Source organism: Kitasatospora sp. NPDC057542 (genome assembly GCF_042801945.1).
Taxonomy (GTDB): Bacteria; Actinomycetota; Actinomycetes; order Streptomycetales; family Streptomycetaceae; genus Kitasatospora.
In genome coordinates this window covers 1-16,479 of sequence record NZ_JBHVFE010000174.1, presented here as the reverse complement: position 1 = coordinate 16,479, position 16,479 = coordinate 1, and the positions used below count along the sequence as shown (strand labels likewise).

The following is a 16,479-nucleotide window of genomic DNA, read 5'->3' as shown; positions in this document are numbered from 1 at the left end:
GCGCGAACGCCACGGGCCCTTCCTGGGACCAGCTGGGGATCAGGCCGCGGCCTGCTCCCGGACCTCGGGGAAGTGGCAGGCCGACTCGTGCGCGGCCGGGCCCTCCAGCAGCGAGGGGACCGCGAGCAGCGGGATCTCCTCGGCGCACCGCTCCTCCGCCTTCCAGCAGCGGGTGCGGAAGCGGCAGCCGGACGGCGGGTTGGCCGGCGAGGGGATGTCCCCGTTGAGGATGATCCGGTCGCGGGACTCGCGCGCCGTCGGGTCCGGCACCGGCACCGCGGAGAGCAGCGCCTGGGTGTACGGGTGCGTCGCGTTCTCGTAGATCTCCGCGTCCGAGCCGATCTCGATCATCTTGCCGAGGTACATCACGCCGACGCGGTCGGAGATGTGCCGGACGATGGAGAGGTCGTGCGCGATGAACATGTAGGAGAGGCCGAACTCGCCCTGCAGCTGCTCCAGCAGGTTGATCACCTGCGCCTGGACGGACACGTCCAGGGCGGAGACCGGCTCGTCGCAGATGATGATCTCGGGCTTGAGCGCGAGACCGCGGGCGATGCCGATGCGCTGGCGCTGACCGCCGGAGAACTGGTGCGGGTACCGGTTGATGTACTCCGGGTTCAGACCCACGACGTCCAGCAGGTCCTGGACGGCCTTGCGGCGGTCGCCCTTGGGCGCCACCTCGGGGTGGATCTCGAACGGCTCACCGATGATGTCGCCGACCGTCATGCGCGGGTTGAGCGAGGTGTAGGGGTCCTGGAACACCATCTGGATGTTCCGGCGGACGGCCTTGAGGGCCGCACCCTGCAGCTTGGAGATGTCCTCGCCCTTGAACAGCACCTGACCGGAGGTGGCCCGCTCCAGGTTCATCAGCACCTTGGCCAGCGTGGACTTGCCACAGCCGGACTCGCCGACGATGCCGAGCGTCTCCCCCTTCTTCAGCTCGAAGGAGATGCCGTCGACCGCCTTGACCGCGCCGATCTGCTTCTTGAAGAGGATGCCCTGGGTCAGCGGGTAGTGCTTGACCAGGTCCTTGACCTCCAGGATGTTCTCAGCCATGGAGGGTCTCCTTCCAGAGGTGGCACGCGCTGCGGCGGCCGGTGAGCTCCTTGCCGTCCTTGTCCGTCACGTGGTGCAGCGTCGGGATCTCGGTGCGGCACAGGTCGGTGGCGACGTCGCAGCGGGGGTTGAACGCGCAGCCGGCCGGAACCTTCAGCAGGTTCGGGGGCAGGCCCTTGATCGCGTACAGCTCCTGGCCCTTCTGGTCCAGGCGCGGGATGGAACGGAGCAGGCCCTTGGTGTACGGGTGCGCGGGGTTCGCGTACAGCTCGTGCACCGGGGCGGTCTCGACGATCCGGCCCGCGTACATCACGGCGATCTTGTCCGCGACGTCGGCGACCACGCCGAGGTCGTGGGTGATCAGGATCAGGCCCATGTTGTACTCGGCCTGGAGCTCGGCGAGCAGGTCCATCACCTGCGCCTGGACGGTGACGTCCAGGGCGGTGGTGGGCTCGTCGGCGATGATCAGGTCCGGCTCCATGGAGAGCGCCATGGCGATCATGATGCGCTGGCGCATACCGCCGGAGAACTGGTGCGGGTAGTCGCCCACACGCTGCTTGGCGGCCGGGATGCGCACCCGCTCCATCAGCTCGATCGCCTTGTCCCGGGCCTCCTTGCGGGAGGCACCGCGGTGCACCCGGAACATCTCGCCGAGCTGGGCGCCGACGGTCATCACCGGGTTCAGCGAGGAGAGCGCGTCCTGGAAGATCATCGCGATCTTCTGGCCGCGGATCTGCCGGCGCTGCTCCTCCTTCATGGCGAGCATGTCCTCGCCGCGGTAGAGGATCTGGCCCTGGCTGATCTTGCCGGGCGGCATGTCGAGGATGCCCATGATGGTCTGGGCGGTCACCGACTTGCCGGAGCCGGACTCGCCGAGCACCGCCAGGGTCTCACCGGCGGCGACGGAGTAGTTGACGCCGTTCACGGCCTTGGCGACGCCGTCCCGGGTGTGGAACTCCACGTGGAGGTCACGGACCTCCAGCAGCGGAGTGCCCACCTCGAGGCGGGTCTTCTGGTTCTTCTCGATCACGGTGGTCATCGGGTCGTCACCTCTTCTCTCAGCGGAGCTTCGGGTCGAGGGCGTCGCGCACCGCGTCGCCGAGCATGATGAACGCCAGCACCGTGACGCTCAGCACCGCGGACGGGAAGAGCAGCACGTGCGGGGCGTTCAGGAAGCGGGGCTGGGCGTCGCTGATCATCAGGCCCCAGGAGATCTCCGGCGACTGGACACCGATGCCCAGGTAGGAGAGCGCGGCCTCGGCGCCGATGTAGACGCCCAGGCTGATCGCGGCGACGACGATGACCGGCGCGATGGCGTTCGGCAGGATGTGCCGGAAGGTGATCCGGCCGCTGCCGGCGCCGAGCGCGCGGGCCGCCATCACGTAGTCGTTGTTCTTGTTGGCCAGCACCGAGGCGCGCATGATGCGGAAGATCTGCGGCCAGCCGAGGACGGCCATCACCGCCGAGACGGTCCAGGCGTTGCCGACCTTGAGCATCGACATGATCAGCATGCCGCCGAGCAGCAGCGGGATCGAGAAGAAGATCTCGGTGAAGCGCGACAGGATGCTGTCGACGATGCCGCCCTTCCAGCCGGCCACCAGGCCGAGCAGGGAGCCGACGAGGGTCACCAGCGTGGTGGTCAGGATGCCGACGATGATCGAGTTGCGGGCGCCCCACACCGTCCGGGTGTAGACGTCGCAGCCCTGGACGTCGAAGCCGAACCAGTGGTCCCCGTCCGGCCGCTTCAGCGAGTCGGACAGGTTGCAGAAGCCGGCCGCGTTCGGGTTGGTGTCGGTGAACAGCTGCGGCACGGCCGCCACGATCATCAGGAAGAGCACCAGCGAGGCACCGATGATGAAGACCGGGTTGCGGCGCAGGTCGGCCAGCGCGTCGGACCAGAGGCTGCGGACGCGCTCCGGCTTCGCCTTCGTGGCCGGGGTGCTCTTGGGGCTGCCGCCGCCGGGCGCGGCCTCGGAGTCCTTGGTAATGGTGTCAGGCATAACGGATCCTCGGGTCGAGCACGGCGTAGAGCATGTCCACGAGCAGGGTGGTGACCAGGTAGATCAGCACCAGCAGCGTGACGACGCCGACGATGATCGTGCCCTGCTTCTGGTACACGGACTGGGCGAGCAGACCGCCGATGCCGTGAATGTTGAAGATCCTCTCGGTGATCACCGCACCGCCCATCAGGCCACCGAGGTCGGCGCCGAGGAAGGTGACGATCGGGATCAGCGCGTTGCGCAGGGCGTGCCGGCCGATCACCCGACGACGCTTCAGCCCCTTGGCGACCGCGGTGCGGACGTAGTCCGCGCGCATGGTCTCCATCAGGCTGGTGCGGGTCAGGCGGGCAACGTACGCCAGCGACATCGAGGCCAGCACGAAGGCCGGCAGCAGGTATGCGCGCAGCCCGTCGTCCTCGTTGAAGGAGACCGAGAAGAAGTCGATTCCGTAGTCGTTCTTCAGCTTGACGCCGAGGACCAGCTGCAACACGAAGCCGGTGACGAAGACCGGGATCGAGATGACGAACAGCGTGCTGATGAGCACCAGCTGGTCCAGGAACTTGCCCTTGCGCAGGGCCGCCATCACGCCGGCCAGCACACCGATGACCGCCTCGATGACGAAGGCGACGAGGGCGAGGTTCACGGTGTACGGGAAGGCGTCGCCGATCATGTCGCTCACCGAGCGACCGGTCAGGCTCTCGCCGAGGTCGCCCTTGAACACACCCGTTATGTAGTTCCAGTACTGGAGCAGGAACGGGTCGTTCAGGTGGTACTTCTGGCGGAGCATCTCCGCCACGATCGGGTCGGCGCGCTTCTCACCGGCCAGCGCCTGCACCGGGTCACCGGGCAGTTTGAAGACCAGCCAGTAGATCAGGAACGTCGCACCGATGAGGACAGGGATCGCCTGTAGCAGTCGGCGGATGACATAGCGGCCCATCAGACCTCCATACTTTCGGACAAGGAAGGGAGGCGGGAGGACTCGGACTGTGGTCCGGTCCACCCGCCCCCTATCGTCTGATTACAGATCAGGCCAGCTCGACCTCGGCCAGGTTCATGTGCCCCTGAGCGTCGGTGTCAAAGTTCTTGATCTTCTTGGTGTAGGCGGCGGAGGACATGTAGGTGTACACCGGGATGTACGGCAGGTCCTGAACCAGGACGTCGTCCGCCTGCTGGTAGAGCTTCAGGCCTTCCTCGGGGGTCTTGGCCTGGTCGGCCTGCGACAGCAGGCTCTCGAACTGCTCGTTGACGTAACCGCCGTAGTTCGAGCCGCTCTCGATGGCGACCTTGGAGAAGATCGGGCGCAGGTAGTTCTCGATCGACGGGTAGTCCATCGACCAGGCCATGCGGAAGGCGCCCGAGTACTCCTTCTTGCCCAGCGCGTCGAGGATCTTGCCGAACTTCTCGAACGGCTTGAAGGTGACCTCGACGCCGAGGTTGGCCTTCAGCTGGTTGCCGACGGCCTCGATCCACTCCTTGTGGCCACCGTCGGCGTTGTAGCCCAGCTCGATGGTGTTGTTCGGGACACCGCCGGCCTGGGTGAAGAGCGCCTTGGCCTTGGCCGGGTCGTACTTGGCGGCGTCGCCCAGGGCGCCCTTGCGGTAGCCCTCGACCAGCGGGTTGACGAAGTCGTCGGCCGGGACGCGGGTGCCCGAGAAGATGGTCTTGGTGATGGCCTCGCGGTCGATCGCCATCGAGATCGCCTTGCGGATCTCCGGCTTGCCGTAGGCGGCCGGGTTGGTGGCGATCGGGAAGCCGATGTAGCCGACGCCGGACTCCGGCTTGTAGATGTAGCGGTCGCCGAACTCCTGGGCGACGGTGGACATCGCCGAGATCGGGAGCTTGTCGGTGGCCTGGATGTTGTCGGCCCGCAGGTCGTTGTACGCGGTGTCCAGGTTGTCGTAGATCTTGAAGGTCACGCCCGCGAGCTTCGCCTTGGTGTCGAAGCTCGGGAAGTTCTCGTAGCGCTTGACCTTGATCTGCTTGTTGTGCTCCCAGGCGCCGTCCATCTCGAACGGGCCGTTGCCGATCGGCTTCTCGCCGAAGGCCTTCGGGTCGCTGAAGAACGCCTTCGGCAGCGGGTAGAAGGCGTTGTAGCCCAGCATGGTCTTGAACTGGGAGAACGGCGCGGTCAGGGTGACGGTGAAGGTCTTGTCGTCGACGACCTTCAGACCCTTGAGCTCCGTGGCGGTCGGCTTCTTGTCCTTGCCCGGGGCGAGCTCGTCGGAGCCCTCGATCTTGTTGAAGAACGGCATGCCCTCGGCGGCGTTGTCCTGGTTGGCACCCCAGTTCCAGGCGTCGACGAAGGACTGGGCGGTGACCTTCTCGCCGTTGTGGAAGGTGTAGCCGTCCTTGAGCTTGATCGTCCAGACCTTGCTGTCCGGGGACTCGATCGACTCGGCCACGCGCAGCTTCGGCGCGTTGGTCTTGCGGTCGTAGTCGACCAGACCGGCGAAGACCGCGTTCAGGACCTCGGAACCCTCGGACTCCGCGGTGTTCTGCCCCACCAGGCCGTGCTGCGGCTCGCCGAGCTCGACGGCGATGGTGCCGCCGCCGGAAGCGGCCTTGCTGTCGCCGCTCTTGGAGCTGGTGCTGCATGCGGTCGCCGCGAGGGCAATCGCGGTAGCCGCGACGAGCCACTTGGTCTGGGTTGCACCACGCATGGGGGATGCCTCCTGAATTCGACTATCCGACGAGGAGAGCACGACAGGCGGTCGAGACCGTTCCCGCTGTGCCGTCCGCGCTCGTGGTTTCGGCGCGCACCCCTGCGCGTTCACCCGTGACCCGAGCCTGACTGCACCCACTATCCGTCACGCACGGACACGAAAGTGACCAGCGGCGATCTCAATTAGGTCACATGAACAGTCGGTAAGTTTCGAAAATCGGACATTTGAGACATAGCCAGACAGGCACCAACCGGACAGTCGTCACGGATGACGAACTGTCATGTCCGCTCAGCGGACACTCGGGTGTGATGAGCGCTATTCCGTTAATAGCGCTCCCGACAACTTGGAGTAGTTGAAAAAGTTCGCCCCCCTTCCCATGGGAAAGGGGGGCGAATCATTCCGGCCAATGGCCGTTCAGTGCGTCCGGATCACGCCTTCTTGGCGCGCGAGGCGGTGCGTCCGCGGTCCTTCTGGTCGAGGACGACCTTACGGATGCGAACCGTCTCCGGGGTCACCTCGATGCACTCGTCCTCGCGGCAGAACTCCAGCGACTGCTCCAGCGAGAGCTTGCGCGGCGGGACGATCGACTCGGCCACGTCGGCGGTCGAGGACCGCATGTTGGTGAGCTTCTTCTCCTTGGTGATGTTCACGTCCATGTCGTCGGAACGCGAGTTCTCACCGACGATCATGCCCTCGTACACCTCGGTGCCCGGCTCACAGAAGAGCACGCCGCGCTCCTGCAGGTTGGTCATCGCGAAGGCGGTCACCACACCGGCCCGGTCGGCGACCAGCGAGCCGTTGTTGCGGGTGGTCAGCGTGCCGAACCACGGCTCGTGGCCCTCGTGGATCGAGTGGGCGATGCCGGTGCCGCGGGTGTTGGTGAGGAACTCGGTCCGGAAGCCGATCAGACCGCGGGACGGCACGACGAACTCCATCCGGACCCAGCCCGAGCCGTGGTTGGACATGTTGTCCATCCGGCCCTTGCGGATGCCCATGAGCTGCGTGACCGCGCCCATGTGCTCCTCGGGCACGTCCACCGTGAGGCGCTCGACCGGCTCGTGGGTCTTGCCGTTGACCTCCTTGGTGACCACCTGCGGCTTGCCGACGGTCAGCTCGAAGCCCTCGCGGCGCATGGTCTCGATCAGGATGGCCAGCGCCAGCTCACCACGGCCCTGCACCTCCCAGGCGTCCGGGCGCTCGGTGTCCAGCACGCGCAGCGAGACGTTACCGATCAGCTCGCGGTCCAGGCGGTCCTTCACCTGGCGGGCGGTGACCTTGCGGTCCACCTTGGCGCCGGACTTGGCGTCCGCGCCCTTGCCGCTGCCGCCACGGCCGACCAGCGGCGAGGTGTTGGTGCCGATGGTCATCGAGATGGCCGGCTCGTCCACCGTGATCAGCGGCAGCGCGACCGGGTTCTCCGGGTCGGCCAGGGTCTCGCCGATCATGATGTCGGAGATGCCGGCGACGGCGCAGATGTCACCGGGGCCCGCCACCTCGGCCGGCTTGCGGGTGAGCGCCTCGGTCATCAGCAGCTCGGAGATGCGAACGTTCGAGATGCTGCCGTCGCGCTTGATCCAGGCCACGGTCTGGCCCTTGCGCAGCTCGCCCTGCTCGACGCGGAGCAGCGCGATGCGGCCGAGGAAGTTGTCGGCGTCCAGGTTGGTGACGTGGGCCTGGAGCGGGGCGTCCTCGTCGTAGCTGGGGGCCGGGACGTGCTCCAGCAGGGTGGAGAAGAACGGCTCCAGGTTGGTGCTGTCGGCCGGGACGGTGCCGTTCTCCGGCTTGGTCAGCGAGGCGACGCCGTCACGGGCGCAGGCGTAGACGATCGGGAACTCGATCTGGTCCTCGTCCGCGTCCAGGTCCAGGAACAGGTCGTAGGTCTCGTTGATGACCTCGTCGATCCGGGAGTCCGGACGGTCGGTCTTGTTGATGCAGAGGATGACGGGCAGACGGGCCGACAGCGCCTTGCGGAGCACGAAGCGGGTCTGCGGCAGCGGACCCTCGGAGGCGTCGACCAGCAGGACGACCGCGTCCACCATCGACAGACCGCGCTCGACCTCGCCACCGAAGTCGGCGTGGCCCGGGGTGTCGATGATGTTGATGGTGATCGGCGCGCCGCCGTCCTTGGGGTGGTACTTGACCGCGGTGTTCTTCGCGAGAATGGTGATGCCCTTCTCACGCTCCAGGTCGTTGGAGTCCATCATCCGGTCGTCGAGCTGCTGGTGGGCGGCGAAGGCGCCGGCCTGCTTGAGCATGGCGTCGACCAGGGTGGTCTTGCCGTGGTCGACGTGGGCGACGATGGCGACGTTACGGATGTCGTTGCGCGTGGGCATGCCTTGCGGATTCTCCCGGAATCGTGGGTTGCGGCGCCCGGCTGCGTGACGCGCACTTGCGATCCCTGTCGATCGCCGCCGCCCGTTCCGCCTGCTACTACCGGTCCACCCGCCGGGCACATGGCCATGCCTCGGCTTCCTCCTATCGTACGGGGAAGGGCCGAGGTGGGCGGAAACGAGCCGGTCCGGCGGGATCAAGATCACAGGTGGGTCACACTCCCTTCACCCGGCGGCCGGGTTCCGACACCCTTCCGTTCGTGATCCGACACCTCTGCTCCCTCCGGCCGGCCCCGGCCGGCTGCTCGCACGCCGCCGCCCCCGTCGCCGACGGGCGTCCGGCGCAGGCCGGGAAGGCCCTCGCCCGGGCCCGCACGCAGTGCCCCGAGCCGGCCGGGATCGCCGGCGTCGAACGCCTGCCGGCGCCGGTGCCCGCGGCGGTGGCCCGGTGAGCGTGCCGATCGTCCTGGTGCACGGCACCCGGTTCAGTGCGGGGCAGTGGAGCCCGCAGCTGGCGGCGCTGCGGGAGGAGTTCCCGGTGGTGGCCGTCGACCTGCCCGGGCACGGCGCCAGGCGCGGAGAACCGTGGAGCCTGACGGCCGCCTGCGCGGCCGTCGCGGCGGGGGTCGAGGAGCTGGACGGCGGGCCCGCCCTGGTGGTCGGGCACTCGCTGGGCGGGTACGTCGCGCTGGAGTTCGCCCTCCGCAGCCCGGAGCGGCTGCGCGGGCTGGTCCTCGCGGGCGCGAGCGCCGACACCCGGGGGCGCTGGGCGGTCCCCTACCGGGCGGTCGGCGCACTGGTGCCGCACGTCCCGGCCGAGCGGCTGTCCCGGTGGAACGACGGGCTGCTGCGCCGGCTCTACCCGCCGGAGGTGGTCGCGGCGACGATCCGCGCCGGGTACGGCTTCGAGGCCCTGCCCGCCGCCTGGGCCTCGGTGCTCGGCCGCTTCGAACCGGGCGTCCTGCGCCGGGTCGAGGCCCCGGTGCTGATCCTGAACGGGGAGAAGGACACCGCCTTCCGCTCCGGCGAGCGGGCCTTCGCCGCCGCCCACCCGCACGGGCGGGCCCGGATCGAGCTGGTTCCCCGGGCCCGGCACCTCGCCAACTTCGACGCCCCGGAGGCCTTCACCGACGCCGTGCGCCGCTTCGCCCGGGAGCTCTAGCTGCTCCAGCCCACGTCCTGGAAGCGCGGCCACCCGAACCCGTACGCGCCCACGCCGGCCACCCCGGTCCGGACCCCGACCAGCTCCGGCCTCTGGTAGAGCGGCACCGAGTGCCCGAGCTGCCAGATCCGTACGTCCGCCTCCTGCAGCATGTCCAGCCGGGCCGCCGGGTCGAGCTCGGTGGACGCCCGGTCGAACAGCCGGTCGATCTCCTCGGTGCCGCTGCGGCCGTAGTTGGTGCCGGGGTTGACGGTGCCGTCGGCGTTCGGCCGGGGCTTGGCGTACGTGGGGCGCTGCTCGGACGCCGAGCCGGGGCTGGCCGGCCAGGAGAAGAGCGCGAGGTCGAAGTCCCCGGCCGCGAGGTGCTCCTTGACGAAGGTGTCGGTGGACGCGGTCACCGTCTGCACCGCGACGCCCTGCTCGGCGAGGTTCTCGGTGAGCGCGTCGGCGGTGCGCTTGGCGGTCGCGGAGCCGGCCGGGACCAGCAGCCTCAGCGCCAGTTCCGTCCCGTCCTTCGCCCGGGTGCCGCCGCCGGCCGGCCGCTTCCAGCCGGCGCCGTCGAACAGCCCGGCGGCATCGGCGGGGCCGACGGCCCCACTGTTGTCGCGGTACCCCTCCTGGTCCCCGGCGAACAGGTGGCTGCCGAGCGGGGCGGGCGCGAGGCCGAGCGGGCTGAGAGCGGCGTCGGCGATCCGCCGCCGGTCGACGGCCTGGCCGAGCGCGAGCCGCAGCGCCGGGTCGGAGAGCGGGCCCCGCGCGGCGTTCACCGTGAGCTGGGTGAGCGAGGGCGCGGCAGCCCGGTGCACGGTGACGTTCGGCAGCGCATCGGCCCGCTTCAGGGCGAGCGCCGCCGTCTCGGGCGCGGCGGCGGGCGGTGCCGCTGCCGCGGTTGGGCTGCCGGACGGCGCGGAGGGGCTGCCGGACGGCGCGACCGACACCGCCTGGTCCACCGCCGCCGTGAGCGGGGCGATGTCCAGCCCGTCCTGGTCGAGGTCGTCGAGCCGCTGCTCGGGCGGCGTCGCGAGGAAGTCGATCCGGTCGATCTTCGGCCGGTCACCCCACCAGAGCGGGTTGCGTCCGACCGTCACCCGCCCGCCCTCGTCGTTGTACTGGGACACCGTGTACGGCCCGGCGGTCAGGTGCGCCCCGCCGACCAGCGCCTGGTTGAACGAGGCGGCCGTGGCGGTCTCGGCCGCCGGGTAGAGCGGCCCGAACAGGGACCGCCACTCGGCGTACGGCCGCCGGAAGGTGACCCGGATCTCGTGCGGGTCGGCGCCCTCGGCGATCACGTCGATGGCGTCGTACCCGGCCGGGTGCCCGCCCTCGTAGGCCCGGTCGAGGCCGGCGAGGGCGGTCCGCTGGGCGGTGAAGTCGGCGACGGAGAGCGGGGTGCCGTCGCTCCAGACGGCTTTCGGGTTGAGCCGGTAGGTCACCACCTGCGGCTCCTGCCCGGGCGGGGTGGACACGGCGCCGGCCAGGTAGTCCGGGTCGGGGACGGGCCGCCCGTGCTCGTCGAGCCGGAACAGCGACGGGTAGAGGGCGTGCGCGAGCAGTGCCGAGTCGGCGGTCGCGGCAGGCTGGTAGACGTTGAGCGTGGCGGGCACCCGGTCGACGGCCCACCGCAGCACCCCGCCGTCCTCGACGGCGTCGCGGTCGGCGGGCCGGACGTCCCCGGTGGTGGTGGTGGGATCGGCCGAGGCCGGTACGGGCTCCGGGGTACGGGCCGGGGCCGGGCTGTCGGAGCAGCCGCCGAGACCGGCGACGAGCAGCAGCACGGCGGCTGCGGCGGTGAGCTGGCGGACGCGCATGGCGGCCATCGAACGCCGCCGCGGGCACCCGGCACGGGCCGACACGGCGGGCGGCCGGGCGACTGCACCCGACCGGCCCACTGCTGAACGGCTACAGCGCCAGCTCGAACCAGACGATCTTGCCCTTGGGCGTGCGCCGGCTGCCCCAGCGTTCGGCCAGCAGACTGACCAGTTGCAGGCCGCGCCCGCCCTCGTCGGTCTCCTGGGCGCGCCTCTGCCGGGGCTGTGCGTAGCCGTCGTCCCAGACCTCGCAGACCAGGCTGCGTTCGCGCAGCAGCCGCAGCCGGATCTCGCCCCGCCCGTGCTTGAGCGCGTTGGTGACCAGCTCGCTGACCAGCAGCTCGGTGGTGTCGACCAGCTCCTCCAGGCCTCGGGAGAGCAGCCAGCTGCACGCGAGCTCGCGGGCCTTGGCCACCGAGGTGGGCTCGGGCGGCAGGAACCAGTTGCCGACGGCGTCGTCGGGGAAGGCGTGCACCTTGGCCATCAGCAGGGCGATGTCGTCCTCGCCGTGGTGCGGGTTGAGCTCGCCGAGCACGTGGTCGCAGAGGTCCTCCAGCCCCTTGCCCTCGTCGGAGAGCGCGGTGCGGAAGGCCCGCAGGCCCTCGTCCAGCTGGTGCTTGCGGCTCTCCACCAGGCCGTCGGTGTAGAGGGCGAGCACGGCGCCGTCCGGGAGGTCGATCTCGACCTCCTCGAAGGGCTCGCCGCCGACGCCGAGCGGCAGGCCGGGCGGCACGTCGAGCATCCGGGCGCCCTCGCCGGGGCTGAGCAGGACGGGCGGCAGGTGGCCGGCGTTGGCGAAGAGGCAGCGGCGGGTGACGGCGTCGTAGACCGCGTAGACGCAGGTGGCCAGGTAGACCTCCCGGGCCTCCTCGTCGGCCGTCGAGGTGAGCCGCCCGTACGGGGTGGGCGGGCCGGCCGGCACCGAGTCGTCGCCGAGGCCGCGGGCGATCTCGTCCAGGGCGCCGAGCACCTCGGCGGGGTCCAGGTCGAGCATCGCCAGGGTGCGGACGGCGGTGCGCAGCTGGCCCATCGCGACGGCGGCGCGCAGGCCGCGGCCCATCACGTCGCCGATGACCAGCGCGGTGCGGTTGCCGGGCAGCGGGATGACGTCGAACCAGTCGCCGCCGACCTCGGTGTTGTTGTTGCTGGGCAGGTAGCGGCAGGCGATCTCCAGGCCGCTGGCGGCCGGGTTGCCCGGGGGCAGCAGGCTGCGCTGGAGGATCAGCGCCCGCTCGTGCTCGCGCCGGTAGAGCCGGGCGTTGTCGATGCAGACGGCGGCGCGGGCGACCAGTTCCTCGGCGATCGCGACGTCGCGGGCGTCGAAGGGCTCGCTGCCGATCGCCCGGGAGAGCTGGACGAGGCCGAGCACCTGGTCGCGGGCGACCAGCGGGACGATCAGGGTGGAGCGCAGCAGCGGGTCGGGCCCGGGCTCGGGGACGACGCTGCGGCCGGTGCGCAGCGCCCGGGCGTGCGGGGAGCGGCGCGGGTAGCAGAGGGTGCCGCCGGCCTCGGCGATCGGCAGGCCGGTGACGGATCCGAGCACCGAGGAGGCGCCGCCGACCACGCTGGAGACGGCGACCCGGCGCAGTTCGCCGCTGCCGTCGGTGAGCACGGTGTCGCCGAGCCGGCCGGCGCTGGGCACGGTCTCGCCGGAGAGCAGCGCGGTGTAGAGGTCGACGGTGGCGAGGTCGCAGAACGGCGGGACGACGACGTCCAGCAGTTCCTTGGCGGTGGTCTCCAGGTCAAGTGTGGAGCCGATGTGCGCGCTGGCCTCGTTGAGCAGGGCCAGGTTGCGGCGCACGCCGTCGGCCTCGCGCTCGGCGACGTGCCGGCTGGTGACGTCGGAGACCTGCCCGGCCACGCCCGTGGTCTGCCCGGCGGCGCCGTTCAGGCGGTACAGCGAGACGGCCCAGAGCCGGTTGCCCTCGCGGGTCGGTACGGCGCCGTGGAAGCGCAGGTCGAAGACGGGCTCGCCGGTGGCCAGGACCTTGCGCAGGGCGGCGGTGAGCCGGTCGGCCTCGGACGGCGGGAAGAGGTCGTACGGGGTGAGGCCCTCCAGGTCGGTGGGGACCAGGCCCATGCCGGAGGCGAAGGCGTCGTTGACCCGCTGCAGCCGCAGCCGGTCGTCGAACAGCACGAAGCCGGTGGGCGTCTGCCCGAACACGGCCTCGGAGGCGGCCAGGTCGGTCTCGATCCGGCGCAGCCGCCCGAGGTCGACGGCCAGGCAGGTGGCGCCCGCGGTGGGCAGGGCGCTGTCGGGCATCAGGTAGAGCTCGGCGAGGCCCTCGCCGCCGTCGGCGGCCCGGTACGGGGTGGTGCCGACCCACTCCTCGCCGGTCAGGGTGCGTTCCAGCCGGGCCCGGCCGCGCTGCCAGAGCTCGCGGGGGACGAAGGTGGTGATCGGGTCGGCGCCGACCGCCTCGGCGGCCGGGACGCCGAAGAACTCGGCGGCGCGCTCGCTCCACTGGCTGATCCGCCCGTCGGGGCCGATCGCGAAGGTGGCGACCCGGATGTAGTCGTAGATCGAGCCGGGGCCGCCGGCGCCCCACGCCCGGTCCCCGGGGACGGGGCGGTGGCCGCGGCCGGTGACCGCGCCGTCCGGTACGGGCAGGTGCACGGAGCCGGCCTGCCCGGGTACAGCGGCATGACGGCTGCTGCTCGGCGACGTGCTCCGTGCCGGAGTGCTGTTCAACGGACCGACCCCTCCAACCCGCGACCGTCCGGATGTCGAGAAGACCGAGTATTCATCATCGAGGGGTACGTTCACACGCCCTCAACATCACAACATCAGATCGGGCGAAGGTTTTTGTCCTACCGCCCGCGCAACCACAATGCCACGCTCGCGCCCCCTTCCGGAGCGCGCGCTCCCCCTGAGCTCCCGATGGCACATGCGGCACCGCTCCCCTGCTGTTCGCTCCGCTCACGATCCGTCGGGCTCACTACCCGGCAGCGCCTGTTCGAACCAGACCACCTTGCCGATGCCCTCGGCCCGGGCGCCCCAGCGCAGCGCCAGCAGGTGGACCAGCTCCAGACCGCGCCCGCCCTCGTCGGCCTCGGCCGCGTGCCGCTCCCGGGGCGGGTCGGGCAGCGGGTCGGAGATCTCGACCAGCAGCGTCTCACCGAGCGTCAGCCGCACCCCGATGGGGGCGCTGGCGTACCGGACGGCGTTCGTGACCAGCTCGCTGACCAGCAGCTCGGCGGTGTCGGTGAGCTCCTCGACGCCCCACTCGGCGAGCATGGCGCGGACCAGCCGGCGGGCCCGGGAGACCGCGGTGGGCTCGGCCGGCAGGGTCCAGCCCGCCGTCGGGGTGCCGGCCTGGCCGTGGCCGAGCCGGGCCAGCAGCAGCGCGACGTCGTCCGGTTCCCGGCCCTGCTCCATGGTGTCCAGCACCGCCTCGCAGGCGGCCTGGATGGAGGCGTGCGGTTCCTGGAGCACGGTGATCAACCGGTCGAGGCCGACGTCCAGGTCCTTGTCCCGGGACTCGACCAGGCCGTCGGTGCACAGCGCCAGCAGGCTGCCCTCGGGGATCTTCAGTTCGACCGACTCGAACGGAACTCCGCCGACGCCGAGCGGGGCTCCGGAGGGCAGGTCGAGGATGCGGCCGGCGCCGCCGGGCAGCGGGCCGCCGGTGTGGGTCGGCTCCGCGACGTCCTCTCCCGGCACCACCAGCACCGGCGGGATGTGCCCGGCCTTGGCGACGGTGAGCCGGGCCGTCGCCGGGTCGAAGACCGCGTAGACGCAGGTGGCCAGCAACGCCTCGTCCGGGCCCTGGGCGAGGTCGTCGGCCAGCTCGTGGACGTGCCGCAGCAGGACGTCCGGCGGCAGGTCGAGGGCGGCCAGCACCCGGACGGCGGTGCGCAGCCGTCCCATGGTGGCGGCGGCCCGCAGGCCGTGGCCCATCACGTCGCCGACCACCAGCGCGGTGCGGTCGCCGGGCAGCGGGATGACGTCGAACCAGTCGCCGCCGACCTCGGTGCCGCTGCTGCCGGGCACGTACCGGTAGGCGACCTCGACGCCGGTGGGCTGCGGGACCTGCTGCGGGAGCAGGGTGCGCTGGAGGGTGAGCGCGGCGGTGCGCTCGCGGGCGTAGAGGCGGGCGTTGTCCAGCGAACTGCCGGCCCGGTCGGCCAGTTCGACGGTGAAGGCCAGGTCGTCCCGGTCGAAGCCCTCGCGGTAGCCGGCCCGGCTGACCAGCAGCAGGCCGATCACGATGCCGCGGGCACGCAGCGGCACGACCAGCATCGAGTGCACGCCGAGGTCCCGGGCGGCCTGCATCTTCGGGTCCCCGGGGTAGGTGACGCCGTCCAGCTGTTCGGCGCCGGACAGCAGCTCGGGCACGCCGGTGCGCAGCACCCGGCCGCAGACGGAGTCCTCGGCGAAGGTGATCCGGGCGCCGCGGCGCAGCATCACGTCCACCTCGGGGCCGTCCTGGACGGAGGCGGTGCCGAGCTGGAGCAGCGAGGTGCGCCGGTCGTGGCCGTGCCGGGGCAGGTCGTCGCCGTGCGCGACGGCCTGGAGCAGGATCACCGCCGAGTGGTCGGACAGCCGGGGGACGACCGAGCCGGCCAGCTCCTGGGCGATCCGGGAGGCGTCCAGCAGGTCGCCGACCCGGGAGCCGAACTCGTTGAGCAGCGAGAGCCGGCGCCGGGCGTGCTCGACCTTGGCGACCGCCCGGTAGCGCTCGGTCACGTCCATCACGGTGCCGGAGATGCCGAGCACCCGGCCGGAGCGGTCGGTCATCCGGCTGTAGGAGATCGAGCGGTAGCCGGCCCGGGTGGTGACCGGGGAGGCGAGGGTGACGTCGATGACCGGCTCTCCGGTGGCCAGCACCTGGCGCTGGATGGCGGTGATCTCGTCGGCGGCCCGCTCCGGCAGGGTCTCGCCGGTGGTGCGGCCGACGTGGTCGTCCAGGGCGACGCCGTTCATCTCGGCGAGGGTCCGGTTGACGGCGGTGTAGCGCAGGTCGGTGTCCATGATGGCGATGCCCAGCGGGGACTGCTCGAACAGCGCGTCGCGCACCGCGAGGTCCCGCTCGACGGCCCGGACGGCGCCCGCCTCGGCCATGTTGACCTGGAGGAACGGGGTGCCGTCGCCGTCCACCAGGAGGGAGATCCGGGCGTCCACGGCGACCGGTGCGCCGTCCCGGTCGCACAGCTCGGCGTGGCCGGCCCAGCGGCCGTGCCGCAGGGTGTCCTGGATCGCGGCCCGGATCCGGGCGACCTGCTCCCGGGCGGGGATCAGCTCGTCGATCCGGCGGCCGACCAGCAGCTCGTTCGGCCAGCCGAGCAGTTCCTCGGCGGCCGGGCTCCAGAGCACCACCCGGCCCGCGGTGTCCAGGATCGCGATGGCGACCTTGAGCATGTCCAGCAGGCTGCCCTCCCCGGGCGGACCGGGGACGCCCGGGGCGTCGGCCGGACCGCCGGGAAACGGCCGGCCGGGGCGGCTGCGCAGGCCGGGCC

General features: G+C 71.0%; 11 protein-coding genes. 2 read left to right on the top strand and 9 right to left on the bottom strand.

The window, feature by feature from the left end:
- Positions 1–39 precede the first annotated feature (39 nt).
- The 6 genes from ACFU7Y_RS22075 to typA form a co-directional block, all read right to left on the bottom strand.
- Positions 40–1,056: an ABC transporter ATP-binding protein gene (locus ACFU7Y_RS22075; protein WP_224279957.1), complete on the bottom strand. Its 1,017-nt coding sequence runs from the start codon at positions 1,054–1,056 to the stop codon at positions 40–42.
- Positions 1,049–2,095 (bottom strand): ABC transporter ATP-binding protein, encoded by a 1,047-nt coding sequence (locus ACFU7Y_RS22070; protein ID WP_224279959.1) that lies wholly within the window; start codon positions 2,093–2,095, stop codon positions 1,049–1,051. Before ACFU7Y_RS22070 ends, ACFU7Y_RS22075 begins: the two co-directional genes overlap by 8 nt.
- A 19-nt stretch (positions 2,096–2,114) precedes the next feature.
- Positions 2,115–3,056: an ABC transporter permease gene (locus ACFU7Y_RS22065; protein ID WP_224279961.1), complete on the bottom strand. Its 942-nt coding sequence runs from the start codon at positions 3,054–3,056 to the stop codon at positions 2,115–2,117.
- A complete protein-coding gene (locus tag ACFU7Y_RS22060) occupies positions 3,049–3,993 on the bottom strand; it encodes an ABC transporter permease (RefSeq protein ID WP_224279963.1) in 945 nt (314 codons plus the stop codon). Before ACFU7Y_RS22060 ends, ACFU7Y_RS22065 begins: the two co-directional genes overlap by 8 nt.
- 88 nt (positions 3,994–4,081) lie before the next feature.
- Positions 4,082–5,716, bottom strand: coding sequence for an ABC transporter substrate-binding protein (locus ACFU7Y_RS22055; protein ID WP_224279965.1), 1,635 nt, complete (start codon positions 5,714–5,716; stop codon positions 4,082–4,084).
- Between the two features lie 431 nt (positions 5,717–6,147).
- Positions 6,148–8,052, bottom strand: coding sequence for a translational GTPase TypA (gene typA, locus ACFU7Y_RS22050; protein ID WP_224279967.1), 1,905 nt, complete (start codon positions 8,050–8,052; stop codon positions 6,148–6,150).
- A 257-nt stretch (positions 8,053–8,309) separates the two neighbouring features.
- On the opposite strand from typA, the gene ACFU7Y_RS22045 reads away from it, so the two are divergent.
- On the top strand, positions 8,310–8,501 hold the full coding sequence (locus tag ACFU7Y_RS22045; protein ID WP_380769409.1) for a hypothetical protein: 192 nt from the start codon (positions 8,310–8,312) through the stop codon (positions 8,499–8,501).
- Positions 8,498–9,211, top strand: a complete 714-nt coding sequence (locus ACFU7Y_RS22040; RefSeq protein WP_380769408.1) for an alpha/beta fold hydrolase — start codon at positions 8,498–8,500, stop codon at positions 9,209–9,211. Before ACFU7Y_RS22045 ends, ACFU7Y_RS22040 begins: the two co-directional genes overlap by 4 nt.
- On the opposite strand, the gene ACFU7Y_RS22035 is transcribed toward ACFU7Y_RS22040, so the two are convergent.
- The 3 genes from ACFU7Y_RS22035 to ACFU7Y_RS22025 all read right to left on the bottom strand — a co-directional run bounded on the left by ACFU7Y_RS22035 (position 9,208) and on the right by ACFU7Y_RS22025 (position 16,471).
- The gene (locus ACFU7Y_RS22035; protein ID WP_380769407.1) at positions 9,208–11,019 is read right to left on the bottom strand and encodes an ABC transporter family substrate-binding protein; all 1,812 of its coding nucleotides are present in this window, start codon (positions 11,017–11,019) and stop codon (positions 9,208–9,210) included. The genes ACFU7Y_RS22040 and ACFU7Y_RS22035 overlap by 4 nt on opposite strands.
- 91 nt (positions 11,020–11,110) lie before the next feature.
- Entirely contained in the window at positions 11,111–13,630 is a 2,520-nt protein-coding gene (locus tag ACFU7Y_RS22030) for a SpoIIE family protein phosphatase (RefSeq protein ID WP_263455579.1), read from the bottom strand.
- A gap of 309 nt (positions 13,631–13,939) precedes the next feature.
- The gene (locus ACFU7Y_RS22025) at positions 13,940–16,471 is read right to left on the bottom strand and encodes a SpoIIE family protein phosphatase (RefSeq protein ID WP_380769411.1); all 2,532 of its coding nucleotides are present in this window, start codon (positions 16,469–16,471) and stop codon (positions 13,940–13,942) included.
- Positions 16,472–16,479: the final 8 nt, after the last annotated feature.